A 17,682-nucleotide genomic window follows, 5' to 3' on the forward strand; every position below is an offset into this window, starting at 1 on the left:
AGTGATGCAGGATGTGGGTGTGCAGGGGGATGACGCTGAGCTGACCGTCGCGGTACGCGCGGCGCAGGGCGGGGACGAGACGGCCTTCCGCGCGGTCTACCGGTCCGTCCAGCCCCGCCTGCTCGGGTACGTGCGCACGCTCGTCGGCGAGACCGACGCCGAGGACGTGGCGTCCGAGACCTGGCTCCAAATCGCCCGCGACATCGACCGGTTCACCGGCGACGCCGACCGCTTCCGCGGCTGGGCCGCCCGCATCGCCCGCAACCGCGCCCTCGACCACATACGGATGCGCGGCCGGCGGCCCGTGATCGGCGGCGACGACAGCGAACTCACCGGCCGTGCCGGGGACTCCGACACCGCGGGCGAGGCGCTGGAGGCCCTGGGGACCGCACGTGTCCTCGCGCTGGTCGCCCGCCTGCCGCAGGACCAGGCGGAGGCCGTCGTCCTCCGCGTGGTCGTCGGCCTCGACGCCGCCACCGCCGCGGAGGTGCTGGGCAAGCGGCCCGGCGCTGTCCGCACGGCGGCCCACCGCGGCCTGCGCAGGCTCGCGCAGCTGATGAACGGTCCGGACCGGACCGGAGACGCCGGCGAGGTTGGGGAGGGCGCGAAGAACGGGGAGGGAGGGGCCGGCGGGACAGGACAGCCGGGTCCGGACGGCATCCCCGGACAGCGAAGATCACCCACCGGCTCACGTTCTCCTCGCGGTGTGACGCGATTGGGCGCGCGGACGCAGAAAGACATGTGATGGCGGACGACCACGAGCACGACTGGTTGCGGCACGACGACCGGTTGGACGGAACGGCACTCGCCTCCTGCGCCGCGTGCGACTCCTGTGCCTCCTGTGCCTCCCGCACACCGCCCCTCGACCCCGAGCAGGCGGACGCCGCCCTGGCCGCGCTCCGCGCCCTGGCCGCTCCCGATCCGGAGTCGGGCGGCCCCTTGCCGGGCGAGGACGCCGCCGTCGCCGCCTTCCTCGCCGCCCGCCGAGCCGAACCGGCCGAACGGGCGCTGGATGAAGCTGCGTTGACGCCGTCGCCGCCCGTGGTCATCGGTTCCGGCCCCGGGGCGGACGAAGGCGAGACCCGGGAACCGCGCGGGGGGTGGACGCGGGCCGGGCGCACCGGGAGGGACGGCGCGCGCGGCGGCGGGACCGGCCCGCGCGGCCGGAGCACCGACCGTGCCGGCCGGCACGGAACGCGTTCCCTGCCGCACCGGCGCCCCGCCCGGGCCGTGCTGGCCGCGGCCCTGGCCGCGTGCGCGCTGAGCGGCATCGCCGTCCTCTCGGGCATCGTCGCCGTCCCCACGCCGTTCACCGCCGCCGGCCACGGGCCGGCCGCGGTGGGCGACCGGGCGGGCACCGTGGGCGGAGACGGCCCGCACACCGCCCGGCCCAGTCCCTCCCGTTCCGCCTCCCCCGGCCCGGCCGACGGCCGCGCCGAGGGAGGACGCGACGGGAAGGGAGCGGACGGGCACCTCCTCCCGCCCCCCGCCGGCCCCTCGCCCTCCGGGCACGGCACACCCCGCCCGGGCGAACGGTCCTCGGCAGGGCCCGGCGCGGGCGGGGACGAGGAGACGGCCTCCCCGTACCGGGGGGACGCCGACGGCGACACCGAACAGGCCGTCGGCCTCTGCCGCGACTACCTCACCCGGGGCAAGTGGCGCGAACAGGCGGACGAGGACGCCGTCCACGCCCTCGAACGCCGTGCCGGCGGTCCGTCCGGCGTCCGCGCCTACTGCACCCGCCTCGTCCACGACCACGACCAGGTCGCCGGCGAGGGCGACGGGAGCGCCGGCGGAGACGGAGGCGACGGTGAGAACGAGGACGACAAGGGGGACGGCGGGGACGGCGGGGACGAGGAGGGTGACAGAGGGAGCGTCGACGACAGTGCTCACCAAGCCGGCGACATCTGAGCCACCCATGACACCCACGTCACCTGCGCCACCCAGGCCACCCGCGCCAGCCGCGCCGCCCACGGCGACCGCGATGGCCCCAACGATCCTGGCGGACACGGCGATCCGGCCGGCCATGGGCGCGCCGACGGACCGTATGCCGGATGAGGCGAGGACCAGGGCGACGGACGAGGCGGTGAACCGGAGTGCCGCTCCCCGACCCGGATCCCACCCGTTCCGGCCACCCGTTCCGCCCACCCGGCTCCGCACCCCGACCACCGACCGCCGACCGCCCCCGCCGCCGACCGCCACGGCGGAAGGCTCCCCGGTCGGCCCCTCCGGTGAGCCCGCCGGCAGCGCCGGCCCGGGTGGCGCCGGCGGAGCGGTCGCCCCGCGTACCGCGCCCCGCGTACCGCGCCCCGCGCACCGCGCCCCGCGCCCCGCGCCCCGCGCACCACGCGCCGCGGCTCAGCGCCACGGAGCCCCGCACGTCACCGGCCGGTACGCCGGGTGTGACGCTTTCCGGGGGCGTGGCGCTGTAGGGAGTGGGCCGACTGGTCATCGGCCGCGCGGAAGCCGCAGTTCCCCCCATGCCGCAGGCTCCGCGCAACAGCGCGGGCGGGGTACGTCCCCCCGGCCCTGCCCGCGCTCCTCCTCCCGTCCGGCTCCCCGCCACCCTCCCTCCCCCCTCCGACGTCCCACCCGCGATCCGGCCTGCGCGTCCCCTGACAGTGCCGCCCGGCCGTCGCTACAGTCCGGTTTCTCGTAAGCGAGGTCGGCGGGAGGCGTCAGCCATGGCACAGGAGCCGGAAACCACCCGTACCACCGAGTCGGGCCTCGGCGTCCGGCCCGTCTACGGGCCCGAGGCGCTCGAAGGCTGGGACCCCGCGGCCCGGCTCGGCGAACCCGGCGCGTACCCCTTCACCCGCGGCGTCCACCCGTCCATGTACACCGGGCGGCCCTGGACCATGCGGCAGTACGCCGGGTTCGGCACCGCGGCCGAGTCCAACGCCCGCTACCGGCAGCTCATCGCCCACGGCGGCCACGGCCTCTCCGTCGCCTTCGACCTGCCCACCCAGATGGGCCACGACTCCGACGCGCCCGAGGCCCGGGGCGAGGTCGGCAAGGTCGGCGTCGCCGTGGACTCCGTCGAGGACATGCGCGTCCTCTTCGACGGCATCCCCCTGGACCGGGTCTCCACCTCCATGACCATCAACGCCCCGGCCGCCCTGCTGCTGCTCATGTACCAGATCGTGGCCGAGGAACAGGGCGTCCCCGCGGACCGGCTGACCGGGACCGTCCAGAACGACGTCCTCAAGGAGTACATCGCCCGGGGGACCTACATCTTCCCGCCCGCTCCCACCCTGCGCCTCACCTCCGACATCTTCCGCTACTGCCACACCGGGATCCCCCGGTGGAACACCATCTCCATCTCCGGCTACCACATGGCCGAGGCCGGCGCCTCACCCGCGCAGGAGATCGCCTTCACGCTGACGAACGGCATCGAGTACGTCCGCGCCGCCGTCGCCGCCGGTATGGACGTCGACGACTTCGCCCCCCGGCTCTCCTTCTTCTTCGTCGCCCGCACCACCCTCCTCGAAGAGGTCGCCAAGTTCCGCGCGGCCCGCCGGATCTGGGCCGGCGTGATGCGCGACCGGTTCGGCGCCCGCGACCCCCGCTCGTGGATGCTGCGGTTCCACACCCAGACCGCCGGCGTCCAACTCACCGCCCAGCAGCCCGAGGTGAACCTGGTCCGGGTGACCGTCCAGGCCCTCGCCGCCGTGCTCGGGGGCACCCAGTCCCTGCACACCAACTCCTACGACGAGGCCATCGCCCTCCCCACCGACAAGGCCGCCCGCCTCGCCCTGCGCACCCAGCAGGTCCTCGCCCACGAGACCGACGTGACCGCCACGGTCGACCCGTTCGCCGGCTCGTACGCCGTCGAGTCCCTCACCGACGACCTGGAACGGGCCGTCCTCGACCTCATGACCCGGATCGACGACATGGGCGGCGCGGTGGTCGCCATCGAACGCGGCTTCCAGAAGGCCGAGATCGAACGCAACGCCTACCGCATCGCCCGGGAGACCGACGACGGCGACCGCGTGGTCGTCGGCGTCAACCGCTTCCGGCTCGACGAGGAGGAGCCGTACGAACCCCTCCGCGTCGACCCCGCCATCGAGGCCCGCCAGTGCGAACGCCTCGCCGCCCTGCGCGCCGCCCGCGACGGGCGGGCGGTGGACACCGCCCTCGCGCGGCTACGGGAGGCGGCGTCCGGCACGTCGGAGAACGTCCTCCCCCGATGAAGGAGGCCCTGCGCGCCCGCGCCACGGTCGGCGAGGTGTGCGGGGCGCTCCGTGAGGTCTGGGGTTCCCACGTGCCCACCGAGAGTTTCTGACCGCTCCCTCCCCGTCCGGTGGATTTGCGACACTGGACCGATGTCCGCACCCCGCCGCACCTGCCCCGTCTGCTCCCGCGAGATCGCCGTCGTGGGCGGCCGCTACGCCCGCCACGACCCACCCGGCCGCAGGGTCTCCTACGAACTGGTCTCCTGCCCCGGCTCGCGCCGCTCGGCTCCCCTCCTGGCCACCGAACCCCGGCTGTTCGACCCGGAGGAGCCGCCGATGGACGGGCAGGGGCAGTTGTTCTGACGGAAGGGGCGGCAGGAAAGAGGCCGGCCGCCAGCCGGCTAGCCGGCGCAGACCACGTCCTTCCCGGGCCGCTTCCCGGTGCGGAGGAAGTCGGTGACCTTCCGGTCCCCGCAGGCGTTCCCGCCGCTCAGGTACACGCCGTGGCCTCCGGCGTCCACCGAGACGAGCCGGGCCCGCTGCCCCAGCGCCTCCCGCATCTTCAGCGCGCCGAAGTACGGTGTCGCCGGGTCACGCAGGTTCTGGACCATCAGGATGTTCGACGGGCCGTCGGAGGTGATCCGGGTGGGTTCCTCGGCGGGGGTCCACTTCCAGAAGGCGCACGGGAAGACACCGACCGGCATGCCTCCGGTGAGCGGGTACCGTGCGCGGTCGGCCGCCACGGCCCGGGCGGTCGCCGGTATGGAACGCGGCCAACGGACGTCGTTGCACACGGTCGCGACCGTCACGGCGGCCTCGTGCTCGGGCACGGAACCGGCCAGCGCGGACGGCAGGGCCGGCGTCGCCCGCGGGTCCCGGGCGTCCTTGATCAGCTGCGCGACGTCGGTGAAGGCCCGGTCGCTGTACAGCGCCATCTGCAGCGCCTGCCGCAGCCGGTTGCCGGTGAGGGCCTTGCCGGGGGTGGTGGTCGGCTTCGGGTGGTGGTCGAGCCGCTCCGCCAGGGCGAGGACCATCGGGCGGACGTCCCCCGGCTCCCGGGCGAGCCGGAGGCCGCCCTTGCCCTCCGGGCCGTCCTGCTCGCGGGCCGGGTCGGCCGCCCACCGGGCGAAGTCGGGGAACCGCTGCTCCAGGGCCGGCGCCATGTTCGCCGACCAGCCGCGCGCCACCCGCCTCGGATCGGGATCGTCGTTGCTGTCCAGCACCCAGCGGTCGGTGCGGTCCGGGTACTTCTGCGCGTACTGCGCGGCGACGTAGGTGCCGTACGAGGTGCCGTGCGCGGAGAGCTTCTCCTCGCCCAGCGCCTGCCGGAACGACTCGATGTCCCGCACCTCGTTGGCCGTGCTCATGCTGCGGAGCAGCGGACCGCCGTTCCGGGCGCAGGCGTCGGCGATGCGACGGGCGCGGCGCACGCTGTCCGAGACGTCGCCACCCGGTCCGGGCCAGGGGCGGAGGTTGACGAGGTCCCGGTCCTCGTCGCTCAGGCCACAGCCCGTGCGCTCGCTCCCGCCGATCCCTCGCGGGTCCAGGGCGACGAGGTCGTAGACGCCTTCCAGCTCCTTCTGCAGCGCCTTCCCCTTCTGGGCCAGCCGCTGCGTCCCCGAACCGCCGGGCCCGCCGGGAATGACGATCAACGTGCCCCGCCGGGCCTCGGGACGGTCGCTGAGCACCCGGGACACCCCGAGCCGGGTGCGCGGCCCGTCCGGATCCCGGTAGTCGAGCGGCACGGAGAGCTCGGCGCACTCCTGCCGCTCCGGTCCGCCCTCCTGGGCGCAGGGTCTCCAACGGAGCGTCGGAGGCGATGAGTCGGCCGCTTGCGCGGGCGCGGCCGAGAGGGTGACGGCGACGGCGGATGCGGACAGGGCGAGGAGAAGGCCGGAACGGGCGCGTTGCGTCATGCCCTCAAGGCTGGCCGAAGCGGCGGCTCCAGGGATATCGGGGAAACCCCCCAATCGCGGGTGGGGGTTCCCTTCAGGGAAGCGTTCGAGTCCGGGTCGCGCCGAACGGAATCCGGGGCGCCGCGCCGGCCAACCGCGTCAACCCGCCACGCTCATACGGGCGTTACACCGCCACGAAGCCGTCACGAAAAGGAATGCACGACCTCGATCGTTCCGACGATGTGCCGATTGAAGACGTCCAGCTCCTCGGCCGGCACCCAGAGTTCGAGAATGGTGCGCCCGCCTGCCTGCCGCACGGGGTATCGGGTCAGGAATTCCGCGTCCATCGCGAAACGGGTGACATAACCGGCCCCGTCGTGGCGGACGTTCCAGTCCCGGGCGATCCTGATCGCGTAGTCCTCGTTGAGCACCGGATAGAAGATCGGCTGCTCCGGCAGCCGCGGCGGCCAGGCCCGCCAGTCGAGCTCCTCCAGCAGGGCGAGCTCCTTGGGCCCGACAGGGCGCCAGAGCGTGGTGGTGGAGGGGGCGGTGCGGCTGGTCATGGATCTGGTTCCGGTTTCGTTCTCGGCCCGCGCCGGTTCGGGCGGCGGGCGGTTTTCGGGGACTTTACCGAGACGGGCGGAGACAGGCGACGGAATTGCCGGTCCGCGCGCTCCCCTGGGGCGTCATCCGTGTGACGCAGCTCTCCTCTCCCGTGGGCTCGTCCCGGTCGGACGGGCGCGCCTACCGTGAGGGGAACGGTCCGGCGGGGAAGGGGCTTGCGGTGGCGCGGTTCGAGGGCTGTGAGTCGGACGGGATCGCGGGGTTGTCGCGGGCACTGGAGCAAGGTGAGGTGTCGGCGCGGCAGTTGGCGCTGGAAGCGCTGCGGCGGATCGAAGCGACGCAAGGGACGTTGAACGCCTTCCGGTGGGTGCGGGACGAGGGTGCCCTGCGGGACGCCGACGCGGCGGACCGGCGGCTGCGGGCGGGGGAGCGGGGAGCGCTGCTCGGTGTGCCCGTGGCCGTCAAAGACGACATGGACGTGGCCGGCCTGCCCACCGCCTTCGGCTGCCCCGGCGACTTCCCGGCGAAGCGGGCCGACAGCGAGGCCGTGCGCCGGCTCCGGGCCGCCGGGGCCGTGGTCGTCGGGAAGACCAACACACCCGAGCTGGGGCAGTGGCCGGTGACCGAGGGACCGGCGTTCGGCGTGACGCGGAACCCGTGGAACACCGCGTACACGCCCGGTGGTTCGTCCGGCGGCTCGGCGGCGGCCGTCGCCGCCGGGATCGTACCGGCGGCCCTCGGCTCGGACGGGGCCGGGTCCGTCCGCATCCCGGCCGCCTGGACCCACCTGGTGGGGATCAAGCCGCAGCGGGGGCGGATCTCCGCGTGGCCGGAGCGCGAGGCGTTCCGCGGGCTGACGTGCGGCGGGGTGCTGGCCCGCACGGTCGCGGACGCGGCGCTGCTGCTGGCCGCCGTGAGCGGCTCGCACGCCGGCGACCTGCACCGGCCCGCCGCGGTCGACGTCGTCGCCGCCTTGGCGCACGCCCCGCGACGGCTGCGGATCGCGCTCTCGCTGCGGCCGGCGTTCGCCGCGGTGCGGCACCGGCTCGACCCCCGGGTGCGGGCCGCGACCGTACGGACCGCGGAGCGGCTGGAGGCGCTGGGGCACGAAGTGGTGCCCGAGGAACCGCGGTTCGGGCCGGTGGGGCTGACGTTCGTGCCCCGGTCCATGTCCGGGGTGCGCGAGTGGGCGGGCAGGGTCCCCGAACGGCGGCTGCTCGACGGGCGGACGCACCTCAACGCGCGCGGCGGACTGGTGCTCGGCGGCGCCGTCCTGCGCGCGGCCCGCGCGGCGGAAGCGCCCCTGCGGGTGCGGATGAACGCGCTGTTCGGCCGCTACGACGTGCTGCTCACGCCGACCACGGCCGCGCCGCCGCTGCCCGTCGGGGCGCTGGACGGGCTCTCCGGCCGGGAGACGAACTCGCTGATGATCACGGCGTGTCCGTACGCCTGGCCGTGGAACGTCCTGGGCTGGCCCGCCGTGAACGTCCCGGCCGGGTTCACGGCGGACGGGCTGCCGCTCGGCTCCCAGCTGCTGGGCCCGGCCGGTGCCGAACCGCTGCTGGTGTCGCTGGCGGCGCAACTGGAGTCGCACGAGCGGTGGTTCGAACACCGGCCTCCGGCGGCCTGGGGTGCGGGGGAGGCCGTGGCGTAGGGGAGGCGGCCTGCGGGGCGTGAACTGCCGTACGGGGGAAGGTTTCTTCTTTGGGCACTGCTTCAGGAAGGGCGGATTCTCCCTGTAAGTCCCTATTATTTCCCGGTACTCCATCCGACATGCCGTAGATGCCCAATCCGGCCCCAGACGCAACCCGTCCGAGTGAGACGTCGAGTGATGCCGTGCTCGCGATGCGTATCCGGCGCTAGCCTCCTTGCGGGATGGCGGGGCCAGGTAGGTCCACGGGTGTGCCGGGCAGTGGTGCCGCGGCGGGCCGCGGGGGCCGGATGGGACGGCGCCGTCCGGAGGGAGGGAAGACGATGAGAACCGCTGTGACCTTCGGGGAGCTCGCCGCGCTCCACGGCGAGGAACTGCCGCCTCGTACGGTGCTGTCCAGCCTGGCGGCGGGGAACGCGGATCCGTCGTTGTACCCCATGCTGGTCAGATCCGAGCACGGTACGACCGTCGTCTACGCCTGCCAGTACCGGCAGGAGGCGGGCAGCCCCGAGCTTCTGGCGGCGCTGGGGCTGGCGCCCAGCACCCCGGGGCACACGATCACCTGCATCCCCGCGGGCATCTCCAGCCGCTGACCACACCGGCCGGTCGTACAAGAAGCACCGTGCACCGCGACCGGCCGAAGACCACTCGACCCCGCCGTCGGCGACGTCACCGTACGCGGCGCGGCGGTGCTGCCCGCTCCCACCAGAGACAACCAAGGTCTCATCCCCGGAGACCGTCCGGCCGGGGATGGAGTACCCGGTCCCGTCGGTCCGGCGGCCGGGTACGGAGGCCCGGCGAGTGCGGTCCATCAGGGCATTCCCAGGGCATCCAGCACGTCCCAGGGCACCCAGCACCTTCCCACCCAGCACGTTCCACGTACCAGAGAAAGGGAATGGAATGGACAACCTCATCAGCTTCGAAGAGCTCGCCGAGGTCTCGGGCGAGGTACTGCCCGAGCGTACGGTCATGGGCATCATGGCCGTCCCCTTCGGCCCCGGTGACGGCGGCGCCGGCAGCGCCGCCGGCAGCTCGTCGAGCGCGACCGGCGGCGGCGTCCTCGCCCCCGCCCCGAGCGACCACGGCACGACGATGCTGTCGTCCTGCCAGTCCCTCGACCACCCGCAGACCGCGGGCCTGCTCGGTTCGCTCGGTCTGCCGTCCCAGAACACGACCACCAGCGTCACCTGCACGCCCGCGGCGATCTCCAGCCACTGATCCCTCCCGGGCCACCGGCCCGGTAGCGGAACGCCGCACTCGCCCGGTGGGGGAGGGCCGTGTGCCCTCGGTCCTCCCCCGCTGCGCCAGGGGACCCGTTGTCCGACACCCTTTCGGAGCGCACCCATGACCCTGCCCTTCGTCCCGGGAGCCGGCCGTACCGGATCCTCCCCGGGACGGCTGCCGGCCCCGGCCCGGCGGGCGGCCGGAGAGCCCCGGCTGGTGCCCGGCACCGAACTCGTCGGCGAGTTCGAGGGGTCCGGCTACCGCGACCCGCCACAGCTGGTCTGCCGGCCCGACGGACAACTGGTGCGCCTGCCCGGCCTGCTGTACCAGGTCGTACGGGCCCTGGACGGCCGCCACGAAGGCCGTCGCGACGGGCACCACGACGGCCACCACGACGAGCGTGCCGCGGCACGACGGCCGGGGGACGAGGCCGGGTCGACGGGCACCGGAAAGGACGCGCCGGGCGGCGGCTCCGTCATGACGCGCGTGGCGGACGAGCTGAGCCGGGAGACCGGACGGCGGTTCACCGCCGAACACGTTGCGTACCTCATCGACGAGAAGCTCGCCCCCCTCGCCCTCACCACCTACAGCGACGGCTCCCCGCCACCGCCGGCCCGCCGGAGCGATCCCTTCCTCGCCTTCCGGTTCCGGCTCGCGGTGCTGCCCGAGCGCGTCACCTGGTTCGTCTCCGGCCTCTTCGCCTGGCTCTTCCACCCGTTGGCGGTGTACCTCGCGGTCTGCGTCTTCGTGGTCGGCGAGACGTGGGTGTGGGCGTCCCCGGAGACCGTGACCGCCCTGCAGGCGGTGCTCACCGCCCCGGGCAGCGTCCTCCTCGTGGTGTTCCTGGCCATCGCCTCCTGCGTCTTCCACGAGTGGGGGCACGGCGCCGCCTGCCGGTATGGAGGTGTGCGGCCCGGTGCCATGGGCTGCGGCATCTACCTCGTCTGGCCCGCCTTCTACACCGACATCACCAACTCGTACCGGCTCGGCCGGGCCGGGCGGATTCGGGCCGACCTGGGCGGCGTCTACTTCAACGCGCTGTTCGTCCTGGGCCTGCTGGGGCTGTACGCGGCCACGGGCTTCCAGCCGCTCCTGGTGGCGATCGTCGCCGTCAACCTGGAGATCGTCCAACAGCTGCTGCCCACCCTGCGGTTCGACGGCTACTACATCGTCGCCGACCTCGTCGGCATCCCCGACCTCTTCTCCTACATCGGGCCCATCCTCAAGCGCGTGCTGCTCCGGCGCCCGGCGGACGAGCGGCTCCGCGCCCTCAAGCGATGGCCTCAGATCGTGGTGGCGTGCTGGGTGCTGTGCCTGATACCGGTGCTCCTGCTCCAGGTCGGCATCCTCCTGCTCAACCTGCCCCGACTCCTCGCCGCCGACTGGCGGAAGGCCCAGTGGCTGCTGGAGAACGCGGGCGCGTCCGGCCATCAGATCCTCGGCACGGTCTCGGCCTGTCTGCAGATCGTGCTGCTCGCCCTGCCCATCGCCGGACTGCTGCTCGCCCTGGTGCGGCCGACGCGCTCGCTCCTCCGATTCCTGGGCCGCAAGGCGGGGTTGAGCGGCGAGGCGTCCCCCGGGACGTGACGCCGAGCGCGCTGCTACGGCGCCAGGATGTCCAGCTCGGCCATCGCGCCGCTGGCGATCTCGCGGGTGAGTGCCTCCGCGCGTTCCGCGTCATGGAGGCGGACCGCCTCGGCCACTTGCACGTGGAGGGTGACCGCGGCCGGATCCGGGTCGGTGAACATCACCTGGTGCCGGGTCCGGCCGGTGAGCACCTCGGCGACGACGTCGCCGAGGCGGGCGAACATCTCATTGCCCGAGGCGCGCAGGACGACGCGGTGGAACGCGATGTCGTGCAGCAGGTAGGCGTCCAGTTGCTGGCCCCGTGAGGTGGCGACCATCCCGAGCGCGTGCTCGGTGAGTTCGGCGCACTGCTCCGGGGTGGCCAGGCGGGCGGCGAGTCCCGCCGCGACGGGTTCGACGGCGGAGCGGAGGACGGTCAGCGACCGCAGCTGCCGGGGGCGGTCCGGGCCGGCCAGCCGCCAGCGGATGACCTGCGGGTCGTAGACGTTCCACTCCTCGGTCGGCAGCACCGTCACGCCGACCCGCCGCCGCGAGCTGACCAGGTGCATGGACTCCAGGACGCGTATCACCTCGCGGACGACCGTGCGCGAGACCCGGAAGCGCTCCTCCAGCTCGTCCGTGCGCAGCACGCTCCCCGGCGGGTATGCGCCCGCCGTGATCGCGGGTCCCAGGGACTCCAGCACCCGTGCGTGCGGTCCCTGCCCATGGTTGGCCATGGGATCAGCCTACGTGTCCATGGCGACCCCGATTAAGTATGACGTTTGGGTCACAGTGACTTGATACGTCGTACTTCATCGGGTTCAGTGGAGCGGCAGCCGGCGCCGAGGAAGACGCCGGAGACAGTGAGGTGCACATGACCACCGCCGACAGCGGAGCCGCCCCCGGCGACGGGATCCCCGGCGCTCCCACGCCCCCGGCGGCCTGCCGGGTCGTCGTCGTGATGGGCGTCGCCGGTACCGGCAAGACCACCGTCGGCCCCCTCGTGGCGGACGCCCTGGGCGTCCCCTACGCCGAGGGCGACGACTTCCACCCGCCCGCCAACATCGCGAAGATGTCGTCCGGCGTCCCCCTGGACGACGCCGACCGGGCTCCCTGGCTCGACGCGATCGGCGCCTGGGCGCGCGGCCGCGCGGACCGGGGCGGAGTGGTCAGCTGCTCCGCGCTGAAACGCGCGTACCGCGACCGGCTCCGGGCCGCCGCGCCGGGCGTCGTGTTCCTGCACCTCACCGGCGACCGCGAACTGATCGCCGGCCGGATGGCCGCCCGCAAGGGCCACTTCATGACCACCCGGCTGCTGGACTCGCAGTTCGCCACCCTGGAACCGCTGGGCACGGACGAGGCGGGTGCCGCCGTGGACGTCGCCCCGGAGGCGGCCGTCATCGCCGAGCGCGCGGTCGCCGCCTTGCGAGACGTCTGACGTCTGACACCTGCACGCCGGTACGCCGGCACGCAGGTCAGGCCGCGTCGGCGGGCGTCGGGGACAGCCGGACACCGGGGACGGCCGGGCATCCACGGCCGATCCCGAACGGACCGCGACGGCCCGGCGGGCAGGGCACCCCGAGGCCGTACCCGAGCGTCCACGCCGTCCACGGTGACCGCACCGCCGGCACCCGGCACCCGCCGCTGACACCCGCGACCGAGCGAAACCGCGCCCGACCCGGGCCCCTGGGCCCCCGCCCCCGGCGGGGCCCGCACCCCGCGGCTCCCGCCGCACCCCCTCACACCCAAGGAAGCCCCGTGAGCACTCTCAGCGTCGAGATGCTGGCCGCGGCCCCCGCCGAACCGATCACCTCGGCGGGCCACGCACAGCTGGGCATCGCCGTCCTCGTCGGCATCGCCGTCATCGTCCTCCTCATCACCCGCCTCAGACTGCACGCCTTCCTGGCGCTGACCATCGGTTCGCTGGTGCTCGGCGCCGCCGCCGGGGCGCCGCTGGACAAGGCCATCGCCAGCTTCAGTACCGGACTGGGTTCGACGGTCGCCGGGGTCGGCGTCCTCATCGCCCTCGGCGCGATACTCGGCAAGCTGCTCGCCGACTCCGGCGGCGCCGACCAGATCGTTGACACGATCCTGGCCAGGGCGAGCGCCCGGTCCATGCCCTGGGCCGTCGTCCTCATCGCGGGGGTCATCGGCCTGCCGCTGTTCTTCGAGGTGGGGATCGTGCTGCTGATCCCCGTGGTGCTGCTGGTGGCCAAGCGCGGCGGGTTCTCCCTGATGCGCATCGGCATCCCGGCCCTGGCGGGCCTCTCCGTGATGCACGGCATGGTCCCGCCGCACCCCGGGCCGCTGGCCGCGATCGACGCGATCGGGGCCGACCTCGGGGTGACCCTCGCCCTCGGTGTGCTGATCGCCGTGCCGACCGCGGTGATCGCCGGGCCGCTGTTCTCCCGCTTCGCCGCCCGCTGGGTGGACGTGCCCCCGCCCGAGAAGCTGATGCCCCAGCGCCCGTCCGAGGAACTGGAGCGCCGCCCGGGCTTCGGCGTCACCGTCGCCACCGTCCTGCTGCCGGTGGTGCTGATGCTGGTCAAGGCACTTGTGGACGTGGTCGTGGACGATCCGAAGAACCATGTCCAGCGGGTCGCGGACGTCGTCGGCTCCCCGCTGATCGCGCTGCTCGCGGCCGTCCTCGTCGGCATGGTGACCCTCGGCCGGGCCGCCGGCTTCGGCCGCGACCGGCTGGCCTCGACCGTCGAGAAGTCGCTGGCCCCGATCGCCGGCATCCTGCTGATCGTCGGCGCGGGCGGCGGCTTCAAGCAGACGCTGATCGACGTCGGCGTCGGCCGGATGATCCTCGACTTCTCCAAGGACTGGTCGGTCTCCGCCCTGCTTCTGGCCTGGCTGATCGCGGTCGGCATCCGGCTCGCGACCGGCTCCGCCACTGTGGCGACCATCTCGGCCGCGGGGCTGGTGGCGCCGCTCGCGGCCGACATGAGCACCACCCACACCGCCCTCCTCGTCCTGTCCGTCGGCGCCGGCTCGGTCTTCTTCAGCCATGTGAACGACGCGGGCTTCTGGATGGTGAAGGAGTACTTCGGCCTGGAGGTCGGGCAGACGCTCAAGACCTGGTCGGTGATGGAGACGATCATCTCGGTGGTGGGGCTGGGGTTCGTGATGCTGCTGTCGCTGGTGGTCTAGGGGCGGCCGGCGGGGGCCCGCCGCCCGGGTCCCCGCCTTCAAGGGCTACGCCCGCCTTCACGGGTTACGCCCACCTTCAAGGGCTACGCCCCCACCACCTCCGCCAGGTACTTCCGCACCTCCGCCGCGTCCTCCGCGGCCAGTCCGACGTACCCGTCCGGACGGATCAGGAACAGCCCCGGCCCGTAGGCCCGTGCCAGGTGCCCGTCGGCGTCCGTGAGCCGCGCGATCCGCACCAGCGGCCCGGCGACATCCGCCGGAAGCTCGTCCTCCGCCGCACGTCCGACCGCGAACAGGGTGAAGTGCCCGGTGCCGAACAGGTCGAAGAGGCGCACCGGTTCGCCGGTTTCCGTCGCACACGGCGCGTCCGGCGCCCGGTCGCCGGCGTGCGGCGCGTCCTCGGCCGGGGCGGTGCGCGCCTCGCGGCTGAGCGGGCTCTGCCGGTAGTGCAGATCGAGCTGGTGCGCCTCCTTGCCCCGCTGTCCGCTGAGCTTCAGTCCCTCCCGCCCATTGCTCCGGTGGATGCGGGTGCTGAGGCCGAGGACGCCCGCCGCGACGGGCAGCCGCTCCGCCTCGTACGAGTCGAGGAGCGCGTCCGGCGCGCCGTGCCGCAGCACGTGCCCCAGCTTCCAGCCCAGGTTGTACGCGTCCTGGACGCTGGTGTTCAGCCCCTGGGCGCCGGCGGGGGAGTGCACGTGGGCGGCGTCGCCGGCGAGGAACACCCGGCCGTCGCGGAACCGTTCCGCCATGGCCGCCCGGGCGCGGAAGACCGAGGCCCAGTCCACTTCCCGGGCCGTCAGCCCGGTCCGCTCCGCGACCAGCGCCCGGACGGCCTCCGGCGACGGGTCCGGCTCGCCGTCCTGGAAGGCGGCGATCAGCTGGAAGGCGTCCGTCGCGTGCAGCGGGCAGAGGACGAGCATGCCGGCGGGGTGGTCCTGCCAGGTGTGCCAGTGCGTCCGGGGCAGCCCCTCCACGTGGACGTCGGCGACCAGCATCGGCGTGGGGTCGACCGTCTCACCGGTGAACGGGGTGCCCAGCAGGTGTCGTACGGTGCTGCGGCCGCCGTCCGTGCCGACGAGCCAGGAGGCGCGGACGGCGGACGTCGCGCCGCCCGCGGTCTCCAGGTGCGCGGTGACGCCGGCCGCGTCCTGCGCCAGCCCGGTGAGCCGGGTGCCGAACTCGACCGTCCCGCCGAGTTCTCCGAGCCGTTCCCGCAGGATCTCCTGGGTGCGCCACTGCGGCAGCAGCAGCGGCTGCCCGTAGGGCGCGTCGGGCGTGGGCTCGTTCCGGGTGAACATGTCCCACTCGGCGACCATCTTTCCGTCCCGCCAGCTGCTCATCATCGGCGCCGGGCCGCCGTCCGCGAGGAAGCGGTCGACGATGCCGAGCACGCCGAAGAGCTCCAGCGTCCGCGGCTGGATCCCCTTGCCGCGCGACCCGGCGAACCCCCCTTCCCCGGCGTCGATCAGGCGGAACGGGACGCCCTGCTCGGCGAGGACGCAGGCCAGGACGAGGCCGGACGGCCCGGCGCCGACGATCAGCACCTCCGGACCCTCGACGGTCTCCGAGCCGGACGCGACGGACGCGATGGGTGTGACGGACATGGCGCAGCCCCCTTAACGGCGTTCAATTTAACGTTGTTAAGCGTGGCCTGAACGGCGTTAAGCTGTCAAGGTGGGAAATCGACTGGACCGTGAGCAAGTGGTGAGCACCGCGCTGGAGCTGCTGAACGACGTGGGCCTGGAAGGGTTGACCCTGCGCCGCATCGGCAAGGAACTCGACGTCCAGGCGCCCGCGCTCTACTGGCACTTCAAGAACAAGCAGGACCTGCTGGACGCCATGGCCACGGAGATGCTGCGCCGCTTGAACGCCCGGCAGGAGGCGGAGGGCGGATTCGCGACGGCGACGTGGCAGGAGACGCTGGCCGGCAGCCACCGGGTGCTGCGGCAGGTGCTGCTCGGCTACCGCGACGGCGCGAAGGTCTACAGCGGCACCCGCTTCACCGACACGTCGTACGCCGTCCCGATGGAGCGGTACCTCGCGTCGCTGGTCCGGGCCGGTTTCACGCCCCGGGAGGCCGCCCGCGCGTACTACACCGTGTACTGCTTCACGATCGGGTACGTCATCGAGGAGCAGTCGGCGGCGGATGATCCGGGCCGGGGCGTCAAGGGCATCGACGTGAGCGAACGCGCGGAACGGCTGGCGGAGTTCCCGCTCGCCGCCGCGGCGGGGCCCGAGCTGTTCGGGAACGCGGACGCCGGGTTCGAGGCGGGGCTGGCCGCGGTCGTCGCGGGAATCGCGGCGACGCGGGAGCGGGTGGACTGACCCGGGGAGGGCCTCAGCGTCCGTCCGCCGCCGCTTCCCGCGGGGGCGCTTCCAGCCCCCTCCGCAGCAGCGGCGTCAGGCGCCGCTCCACCCCCACGTGCAGCACCCAGGCCAGGGCCAGCATCAGCCCCACCGTCAGCGCCAGCACCCCGTACGACGGGATCCCCAGCCGTCGGTGCAACACCTGCACCACGAGCCACCCCAGGTGCTCGTGGACCAGGTAGAAGGGGTACGTCAGCGCCCCCGCGACCGTCAGCCAGCGCCAGGACGGCCACCGGGCTCCCCGCACCGCCACGGCCGCGACCGCCGCGTACCCGAGGGCGAGCACCGCGATGATGACGACGGGGGAGCGGTACGAGAAGTGGTGCGGGCCCGGCGGGTGCCACAGGCCCGCCACCGCGTAGTGCTGACCGATCAGGAAGCTCACCGCGACGATGCCCCAGGCCGTCAGCGAGTGGCCGTACCGGTGGACGAGGTAGAGGCCGATGCCGCCGATGAAGAACGACGAGTCCTCCGGCATCACCACCACCTTGAGCGCCTCGGCGTGCGCGGCCGTGGTGAGCGCCGACGCGAGCGTCCACACCGCGCAGAAGAGGACGACGCGGTGGCGGGTCGCGCCCGGCAGGACGACGAAGAGCGCGAACAGGGCGTAGAAGCGGACCTCCACCCAGAGCGTCCAGCACACCCCGAGCACCCGCTCGGCGCCTACGGGCTGTTGCAGCATCGTCAGGTTGACGAGGGTGTCGCTGGTGGACACCGAGCCGTAGTGCCGCGCGAACGGGAGCGCGAATGCGGCGGTGACCAGCAGGATCGCCGCCCAGTAGGCGGGGTAGAGGCGGGCGGCGCGGGAGGCGGTGAAGGAGCGGAGGGAGCGGCCCCAGCCGCTCATGCAGATGACGAATCCGCTGATGACGAAGAAGAGTTGGACGCCTAGGCAGCCGTAGGCGAACGCCTGTGACAGGTGGGGGAACTGGTGGCGTGGGGAGCTGCCCCACGCCGTGGATATCTGGCCGCCGCGGCCGCCGTAGTGGTAGAGGGCGACCATGAGGGCGGCTATGAGGCGGAGGCCGTCGAGGGCGGTGAGGCGGGGGTGGCGGCGGGGGGTGGGGCGCCCCGGTCCCTCCCC

General features: G+C 73.7%; 14 protein-coding genes and 2 pseudogenes. 11 read left to right on the forward strand and 5 right to left on the reverse strand.

All coding sequences use genetic code 11. The features are described 5' to 3' along the window. Nucleotides 1-19 precede the first annotated feature (19 nt). The 4 genes and pseudogenes from ACQEVS_RS20730 to ACQEVS_RS20745 all read left to right on the forward strand — a co-directional run bounded on the left by ACQEVS_RS20730 (nucleotide 20) and on the right by ACQEVS_RS20745 (nucleotide 4,538). Nucleotides 20-745: an RNA polymerase sigma factor gene (locus tag ACQEVS_RS20730; protein WP_433022482.1), complete on the forward strand. Its 726-nt coding sequence runs from the start codon at nucleotides 20-22 to the stop codon at nucleotides 743-745. After that, nucleotides 745-1,911, forward strand: coding sequence for a hypothetical protein (locus ACQEVS_RS20735; protein WP_433022484.1), 1,167 nt, complete (start codon nucleotides 745-747; stop codon nucleotides 1,909-1,911). Before ACQEVS_RS20730 ends, ACQEVS_RS20735 begins: the two co-directional genes overlap by 1 nt. Nucleotides 1,912-2,684: 773 nt before the next feature. Continuing rightward, nucleotides 2,685-4,285 (forward strand): annotated as a pseudogene (locus ACQEVS_RS20740) (acyl-CoA mutase large subunit family protein). Between the two features lie 40 nt (nucleotides 4,286-4,325). Beyond that, nucleotides 4,326-4,538: a hypothetical protein gene (locus ACQEVS_RS20745; protein WP_223768675.1), complete on the forward strand. Its 213-nt coding sequence runs from the start codon at nucleotides 4,326-4,328 to the stop codon at nucleotides 4,536-4,538. A gap of 38 nt (nucleotides 4,539-4,576) precedes the next feature. On the opposite strand, the gene ACQEVS_RS20750 is transcribed toward ACQEVS_RS20745, so the two are convergent. Further along, entirely contained in the window at nucleotides 4,577-6,091 is a 1,515-nt protein-coding gene (locus ACQEVS_RS20750) for an alpha/beta hydrolase (protein ID WP_433022487.1), read from the reverse strand. Nucleotides 6,092-6,273: 182 nt separating this feature from the next. Continuing rightward, the gene (locus ACQEVS_RS20755; protein ID WP_433022489.1) at nucleotides 6,274-6,633 is read right to left on the reverse strand and encodes an ADP-ribosylation/crystallin J1; all 360 of its coding nucleotides are present in this window, start codon (nucleotides 6,631-6,633) and stop codon (nucleotides 6,274-6,276) included. A 221-nt stretch (nucleotides 6,634-6,854) separates the two neighbouring features. On the opposite strand from ACQEVS_RS20755, the gene ACQEVS_RS20760 reads away from it, so the two are divergent. The 4 genes from ACQEVS_RS20760 to ACQEVS_RS20775 all read left to right on the forward strand — a co-directional run bounded on the left by ACQEVS_RS20760 (nucleotide 6,855) and on the right by ACQEVS_RS20775 (nucleotide 11,096). Further along, nucleotides 6,855-8,288, forward strand: a complete 1,434-nt coding sequence (locus ACQEVS_RS20760; protein ID WP_433022491.1) for an amidase — start codon at nucleotides 6,855-6,857, stop codon at nucleotides 8,286-8,288. Nucleotides 8,289-8,608: 320 nt separating this feature from the next. Beyond that, nucleotides 8,609-8,878: a hypothetical protein gene (locus ACQEVS_RS20765; protein ID WP_433022493.1), complete on the forward strand. Its 270-nt coding sequence runs from the start codon at nucleotides 8,609-8,611 to the stop codon at nucleotides 8,876-8,878. 307 nt (nucleotides 8,879-9,185) lie between these two features. Continuing rightward, nucleotides 9,186-9,503: a hypothetical protein gene (locus tag ACQEVS_RS20770; RefSeq protein ID WP_433022495.1), complete on the forward strand. Its 318-nt coding sequence runs from the start codon at nucleotides 9,186-9,188 to the stop codon at nucleotides 9,501-9,503. Between the two features lie 126 nt (nucleotides 9,504-9,629). After that, a complete protein-coding gene (locus ACQEVS_RS20775; protein WP_433022497.1) occupies nucleotides 9,630-11,096 on the forward strand; it encodes a hypothetical protein in 1,467 nt (488 codons plus the stop codon). A gap of 14 nt (nucleotides 11,097-11,110) precedes the next feature. On the opposite strand, the gene ACQEVS_RS20780 is transcribed toward ACQEVS_RS20775, so the two are convergent. Next, nucleotides 11,111-11,812 (reverse strand): FadR/GntR family transcriptional regulator, encoded by a 702-nt coding sequence (locus tag ACQEVS_RS20780; protein WP_433022499.1) that lies wholly within the window; start codon nucleotides 11,810-11,812, stop codon nucleotides 11,111-11,113. Nucleotides 11,813-11,949: 137 nt separating this feature from the next. Between ACQEVS_RS20780 and ACQEVS_RS20785 the strand changes: the two genes are divergently transcribed. Next, nucleotides 11,950-12,513: a gluconokinase gene (locus ACQEVS_RS20785; protein ID WP_433022501.1), complete on the forward strand. Its 564-nt coding sequence runs from the start codon at nucleotides 11,950-11,952 to the stop codon at nucleotides 12,511-12,513. 320 nt (nucleotides 12,514-12,833) lie between these two features. Next, nucleotides 12,834-14,231, forward strand: a complete 1,398-nt coding sequence (locus ACQEVS_RS20790) for a GntP family permease (protein WP_433022503.1) — start codon at nucleotides 12,834-12,836, stop codon at nucleotides 14,229-14,231. A gap of 83 nt (nucleotides 14,232-14,314) precedes the next feature. Here the strand turns inward: ACQEVS_RS20790 and ACQEVS_RS20795 are convergent, their stop codons facing one another. Continuing rightward, complete coding sequence (locus tag ACQEVS_RS20795; RefSeq protein WP_433022505.1) at nucleotides 14,315-15,835, reverse strand: FAD-dependent monooxygenase; 1,521 nt, start codon at nucleotides 15,833-15,835, stop codon at nucleotides 14,315-14,317. 70 nt (nucleotides 15,836-15,905) lie between these two features. Between ACQEVS_RS20795 and ACQEVS_RS20800 the strand changes: the two genes are divergently transcribed. Beyond that, complete coding sequence (locus ACQEVS_RS20800; protein WP_433022507.1) at nucleotides 15,906-16,556, forward strand: TetR/AcrR family transcriptional regulator C-terminal domain-containing protein; 651 nt, start codon at nucleotides 15,906-15,908, stop codon at nucleotides 16,554-16,556. Nucleotides 16,557-16,569: 13 nt separating this feature from the next. Here ACQEVS_RS20800 and ACQEVS_RS20805 read toward each other — a convergent pair. Further along, nucleotides 16,570-17,682 (reverse strand): annotated as a pseudogene (locus tag ACQEVS_RS20805) (acyltransferase family protein); the annotation flags it as partial.

It is taken from the genome of Streptomyces sp. CA-181903, assembly GCF_050937075.1.
GTDB lineage: Bacteria > Actinomycetota > Actinomycetes > Streptomycetales > Streptomycetaceae > Streptomyces.

What these genes read in the sequence shown, in the direction of transcription:
- ACQEVS_RS20735 (WP_433022484.1), top strand. Translation starts at nt 745, where the DNA reads ATGGCGGACGACCACGAGCACGACTGGTTGCGGCACGACGACCGGTTG.
- ACQEVS_RS20745 (WP_223768675.1), top strand. Translation starts at nt 4,326, where the DNA reads ATGTCCGCACCCCGCCGCACCTGCCCCGTCTGCTCCCGCGAGATCGCC.
- ACQEVS_RS20750 (WP_433022487.1), bottom strand. Translation starts at nt 6,091, where the DNA reads ATGACGCAACGCGCCCGTTCCGGCCTTCTCCTCGCCCTGTCCGCATCC.
- ACQEVS_RS20755 (WP_433022489.1), bottom strand. Translation starts at nt 6,633, where the DNA reads ATGACCAGCCGCACCGCCCCCTCCACCACCACGCTCTGGCGCCCTGTC.
- ACQEVS_RS20765 (WP_433022493.1), top strand. Translation starts at nt 8,609, where the DNA reads ATGAGAACCGCTGTGACCTTCGGGGAGCTCGCCGCGCTCCACGGCGAG.
- ACQEVS_RS20770 (WP_433022495.1), top strand. Translation starts at nt 9,186, where the DNA reads ATGGACAACCTCATCAGCTTCGAAGAGCTCGCCGAGGTCTCGGGCGAG.
- ACQEVS_RS20775 (WP_433022497.1), top strand. Translation starts at nt 9,630, where the DNA reads ATGACCCTGCCCTTCGTCCCGGGAGCCGGCCGTACCGGATCCTCCCCG.
- ACQEVS_RS20780 (WP_433022499.1), bottom strand. Translation starts at nt 11,812, where the DNA reads ATGGCCAACCATGGGCAGGGACCGCACGCACGGGTGCTGGAGTCCCTG.
- ACQEVS_RS20785 (WP_433022501.1), top strand. Translation starts at nt 11,950, where the DNA reads ATGACCACCGCCGACAGCGGAGCCGCCCCCGGCGACGGGATCCCCGGC.
- ACQEVS_RS20795 (WP_433022505.1), bottom strand. Translation starts at nt 15,835, where the DNA reads ATGTCCGTCACACCCATCGCGTCCGTCGCGTCCGGCTCGGAGACCGTC.